The following is a 4,926-nucleotide window of genomic DNA, read 5'->3' on the forward strand; positions in this document are numbered from 1 at the left end:
AGCCTGTATTCGTCGGACGGCCGCTACGACAATCTGTTTCTCGCCAACTACGCCAAGATCAACATCCAGAACGAACTGGCGCGGCTGCCCGGCGTCGGTGACGTTTCGGTGCTCGGCTCCGGATCCTACGCGATGCGGATCTGGCTCGATCCGGACAAGCTGCAAAGCTACGGCCTGACGCCGAGCGACGTGATCAGCGCCGTGAAGCAGCAGAGCAACCAGGTCACCGCCGGCCTGGTCGGCGGGCCGCCGGCGCCGTCGATCGTCAATTTCCAATACGCGCTCGACGTCGTCGGCCGCTTCAACGAAGCCACCGATTTTGAAAAGATCGTGGTCAAAGCGGTCGACCAGGGCGGCGGCCAGCTGGTGCGAATCGGCGACATCGGCCGCGTCGAACTCGGCGCCTCCTCTTACGGCCAGAACGCCACGCTCGACGGCAAGCCCTCGGCCGCGATAGCGATCTCGCTGCTCTCGGGCGCCAACGCGCTGTCGGTGGCGCAGGCGGTCAACGCCAAGATGAAGGAGATGGCGGGTTCGTTCCCGGCCGGTCTCGACTACAAAGTGTCGTTCGACAGCACCAAGTTCATCACCGCTTCGGTCAATGAGGTCTACGAAACGCTCCTCATCGCCGCCGTGCTGGTGCTGGTGGTGATCCTGATGTTCCTGCAGGACTGGCGGGCGATGCTGGTCCCCGCCACCACCGTGCCGGTGACGATCATCGGCGCGTTCGCGGCGATGTCTGCGATGGGCTTCACCGTCAACACCACCAGCCTCTTCGCGCTGGTGCTGGCGATCGGCATCGTGGTCGACGACGCCATCGTCATTGTCGAAGGCGTGTCCCGACACATCGCCGGCGGCATGTCGAGCCGAGAGGCCGCGGTGAAGGCGATGTCGGAGCTGTTCGGCCCGATCATCGGCATCACGCTGGTGCTGATGGCGGTGTTCCTGCCCGCCGCCGCCCTGCCCGGCCTCACCGGCAAGATGTATCAGCAATTCGCGCTGGTGATCGCCGCCACCGCGCTGATCTCGGCGGTGAATGCGGTGACGCTGAAGCCGACGCAATGCGCGCTTTGGCTTCGCGCGCCGGTGCCGCCGGAGCAGCGCGGCATCGTCTATCGCATCTTCAATGCGGTGTATGCGCGCTGCGAGGCCGTGCATGCGGCGCTGATCCGCCGCCTGGTCGCGTTCAGCATCCTGACCACGATCGTCGGCCTGGTGCTGGTCGGGGTCGCGTTCTATGGCGTGTCGCGGGTGCCGACAGCCTTCCTGCCCTCGGAAGATCAAGGCTATTTCATCATCAGCCTGAAGTTGCCGGATGCGGCCTCCGCCGGGCGCAGCGACGCCGCGGTCGCCAAGGCGGTCGAGTTGGTGCGCAAGACTCCGGGCGTGGAAAGCGTGATCGGCGTCTCCGGCGTCTCGCCGCTCGACAATAACGCCACGATGTACAACGCCGGCATGCTGTACGTGGTGCTGCACGACTGGGATCAGCGCAAGACCAAGGATCTCAGCATCGACGCGATCGCAGGCAAGGTGCGCGCCGCGCTCGGCCAGCTCGACACCGCAACTGCGCTGGTGCTGTTGCCGCCGCCGATCCAGGGCATCGGCAACACCGGCGGCTTCACCATGATGGTGGAGATGAAAAACGGCAGTTCGGACTTCCTGGCGCTGCAGAACGCCACCGAACAGCTCGCCGCCAACGCCTCGACCCAGAGCGGCATCACCCACGCGGCCTCGACCTTCAAGGGCAACGTCAAGCAGCTCCGCCTGGTGGTGGACCGGATGAAGGCGGAGACGCTCGGCGTCACCGTCGGCCAGGTGTTCTCGGCCGTCGAAAGCTATCTCGGCTCGACCTATGTCAACCAGTTCACCAAGTTCAACAACGTGTTCCAGGTCTACGTCCAGGCCGACGCGCCGTTCCGGCTGCGGCCCGACGACGTGTTGAAGCTGAAGGTGAAAGGCAGCAATGGCCAGATGGTGCCGGTCGGCGCGGTCGCGTACCTGACCGACGAGGTCGGCCCGCCGCTGATCACGCTGTACAACCTTTACCCCGCCGCAACGCTGGTCGGCAGCCCGGCGGCCGGCTTCAGCTCCGGCGAAGCAATGTCGCTGATGAGCGAAGTCGCCGCCAAGTCGCTGCCCTCGTCGATGGGCACGGCGTGGACCGGGATGTCGTATCAGGAGCAGGTGGTCGGCAATCAGATCTACTACGTGTTCGCGGTCGCGCTGCTGCTGGTGTATTTCGTGCTCGCCGGACAATACGAAAGCTGGCTGCAGCCGCTGGCGGTAATCCTCGCCGTGCCGCTCACCCTGCTCGGCACCGTCGCGGCGCTGGAATGGTCGGGACTGCCAAACGATCTCTACACCCAGATCGGCATCGTGCTGCTGATCGCGCTCGCGGCAAAGAACGCGATTCTGATCGTCGAATATGCGCGCGAGAAATGTATGGAGGGCATGCCGGTCGCCGAAGCCGCGGTGGAAGCGGCGCGGCTGCGGTTCCGCCCGATCCTGATGACCTCGTTCGCCTTCATCTTCGGCATGCTGCCGCTGGCGCTCGCGACCGGCGCCGGTGCCGGCGCCCGCGTCTCGCTCGGCGTCGCGGTGGTGGCCGGCATGCTGGCCTCGACCGGCCTCGCGGTGCTGTTCGTCCCGGCGTTCTTCGCGGTGCTGCAGCGGATGGGGACGCGGCGCGAGCCTGCGGCCTCTCCGGCCGAGAGCTAACGGCCGCCAAGACTGCCGCAAAGCTGGATCGGCCCTACGCCGGTCCAGCCTGCCTTGCACAGACCATGGCCCACGCGGTAGATAGGCGCGGTGGGCGGCTAGCTCAGCTGGTTAGAGCATCTCGTTTACACCGAGAGGGTCGGGAGTTCGAATCTCTCGCCGCCCACCATGGTTCTCGCACCGCTGCCCGAGGCTCCCGGCGTCTGCCGTCCACCACCAGCGCTCGACGCGGTGACGCCAGCAGACGCCCGGTGCGCGCCAACCCAGAGAAAATTGTTCTCCACTGGTGAACGATGTCCGAACGTCCGGAGACGCCGTTAGGGAGCGGCCAAGAGCCGACGCGGACTTCGGTACCGCACCGCACTGTTTTCTACCCAACATAGTACCGATAGCGGTCTCACCGACTGCGCCGCGTGCTTTTGAGCGGAGAAAGTGCCGGTAAATGTACTAACGAGATCTCCATCTACCCCCGGTAGTGAGGAGAACATCAAGACGCCGGCTGGGGTGGTCAATGGCAAGGGTTGGGTGGAACGCACGGGCGCGCAGCCTGTTGCGAGGACCGGGGAACGTGTCCGTGCGATGGATCGTCGGGATCGGCGTGCTGCTGATCGCCGCGATCTCGATGGTCACCGCCTGGATGATCGCCGACGGCCGTGAACGCGTCCTGCGCAACGCCGAACGCGAGCTCGGCAACACCGCCCTGCTGCTCGCCCGCCAATTCGACCGCACCTTCGAGACCCTCAACGCCGATCAGAGCGACACCGCCTCCTCGCTCGAACAGGCCTTCCCGCTCGCCAAGGCGCTGTCGACCCACACGCTGCTGTCGCTGAAGGCCGGCGAGCTCGGCGACTTCGACCTGTTCGACGCCAGCGGCGTCCTGATCAACTCCTCGCGCGGCTGGCCGCTGCCGAACGTCGCGATCGGCCAGCATCCGAGCTTCAAACGCTGGACCGCCGATTACGAGCGCGACGAAGGCGAAGCCGAGTTCATCCGCGATCCGGTGCGCGGCAGCCTGGCGCTGACCCTGGTGAAGCGGCTGCGCGGCCCGACCCTCGCGACCACAGGGATCCTGACCCGGACGATTCCCAGCACCTGGTACGAGAACCTCGCCTCCTCGATCGCGCTCGGCGAAGACGCTTCGATTGCGGTGTTCACCAGCGGCGGCACGCTGATCACGCGCTGGCCGCGCTTCACTCAGGCGAACGGCCAGAACTTCCTCGATTCCGATCTCAAGCCGCTGTTCCTGCATCCGAGCGTCACCCAGCGGGTGAATAGCCCGTTCGACGGCGCCGAACGGCTCGCCGCCTCGCGGATGCTAACCAAGCAGCCGGTGTTCGTGGTGGTGTCGCGCTCGGTCACCGGCGTGCTGTCGAGCTGGTGGCACGAGCTGTGGGTGATGGTGGCGGTCGCATGCGCCTCTGCGCTCGCGGTTGCCGTGGTGTTGTTTCAGCTCGGTCGCCAGATCATCCGGCAGGAAACCGATTTGCGAAAGCGCTACAGCATCGCCGTCGACAACATGGCGCAGGGCCTGTCGCTGTTCGACTCCGCAGGAAGGCTGTTGCTGTTCAACCAGCGCTACCTCGATCTGTATGGCCTGCCCGCCGACGCACTGAAGCTTGGTATGCGCACCTTCGAAATCGTGCGCCAGTTGCAGCAGGCCGGCCACGATCCGCATCTGCTCGAATCCTATCAGGCGTTCGCCCTCAAGAACGCCGGCACTCACAGTGCGTTCGAGGTCGAACTTCCCGACGGGCGAACCATCCTGATCACCCGCGAGCCGATCCAGGGCGGTGGCTGGGTGATGACCCACGAGGAGATCACCGAGCGCAAGCGCGCGGACTCCCGCATCCACCATCTCGCGCACTACGACGACCTCACCGGCCTGCCGAACCGCTCCTCGTTCCGCAAGCATCTCGGCGACGCGCTCGGCGCGATCGAGCCCGGCGATCAGATCGCCCTGCTCTACATCGACATCGACGAGTTCAAGATCGTCAACGACACCCTCGGTCATCCGGTCGGCGATCAGCTGCTGCAGGTCATCGCCGAGCGACTGCAGCGCTGCCTGACGCCAGCCGACTACGTCGCGCGGCTCGGCGGCGACGAATTCGCCGTGGTGATGGCCGACGCCACCGACGTCCGCGAGCTGGTGGCGAAGCTGCAGTCCACGCTGCGCGATGGCATCGACTGCGCCGGCCCGGGGAACCCGCC

The 4,926-nt window shown here is 65.8% G+C and carries 2 protein-coding genes and 1 tRNA gene; all 3 read left to right on the forward strand.

Translation table 11 applies throughout. From position 1 onward, the window contains the following. On the forward strand, positions 1-2,718 hold a 2,718-nt coding region (locus DYI24_RS21220; protein ID WP_164573735.1), incomplete at its 5' end, for an efflux RND transporter permease subunit. Positions 2,719-2,810: 92 nt separating this feature from the next. Beyond that, a tRNA-Val gene (locus DYI24_RS21225) sits at positions 2,811-2,887 on the forward strand. 399 nt (positions 2,888-3,286) lie between these two features. Beyond that, positions 3,287-4,926, forward strand: a 1,640-nt coding sequence (locus tag DYI24_RS21230) for a diguanylate cyclase domain-containing protein (RefSeq protein ID WP_349627804.1), incomplete at its 3' end; no start/stop codon positions are given.

It is taken from the genome of Rhodopseudomonas sp. BR0C11 (assembly GCF_010820945.1).
Classification (GTDB): domain Bacteria; phylum Pseudomonadota; class Alphaproteobacteria; order Rhizobiales; family Xanthobacteraceae; genus Rhodopseudomonas; species Rhodopseudomonas palustris_H.